Below are 603 nucleotides of genomic sequence, written 5' to 3'. Positions count from 1 at the left end.
GTACGCGGCCCCTACGCTGCGTCTGCTTTCGCAGTTCCGGGCCGATCTGCTGCGACGCAAACCTTCTGCCCCGTCTCGCGTTCATCTCATTGCCTCCGAATCTGATGATCTGGCTGTAGCCCAGCAACTAGAGGGCAAGTTGAACGGTGCCTCTGTAGGTTCGTTTCGCGTCAAGAAGGCTGAGGACGGTGACGTGATTCTGTGCACGCACGACTGCTTGCTGCGGGTTCGTCTCGATATGCCCGGCAAGGATCGAATCTCGTTGATCTTTGACGAAGCGCGTCAATGTGTTCAGACCTCACTCACGGTGAAAGCTCCCGCCAAAGTTCTTCAAGACCTGAAGCAATGCGTAGAAGTGATCGAACCGCGCGAGTATCGTGGTGGCGTTCTAGCCCGATGGTCATGGAAATCCGGCGCGGAGCCCATGACCGAACATCGCCGGAAGCGAATTTGGGAATCTGCACAGCGCCCTAAGGCACAGTACGTGACTCGTTTGCACAAGGTGCTTGAACATGTGCGCAACGGTACGCTGCATGTGTGGGTCGCATTTCACGAAGAGCAGCGCAAGGGCGAATTGCAGAATGTAGAAGTCCAGATCACGCT

Annotated in this window: 1 protein-coding gene; it reads left to right on the top strand. The window is 56.2% G+C overall.

Going from position 1 to position 603, the window contains the following annotated elements; genetic code table 11:
* Positions 1–603 (top strand): hypothetical protein (locus tag AC1RPQ_RS07775; RefSeq protein ID WP_481762227.1); only part of this gene is annotated, 603 nt, incomplete at both ends.

Source organism: Dellaglioa sp. CoH-57-MRSF-21 (assembly GCF_056781915.1).
Note: the sequence above shows the minus strand (reverse complement) of the source record. Positions and strands in the feature narration are given on the sequence as shown.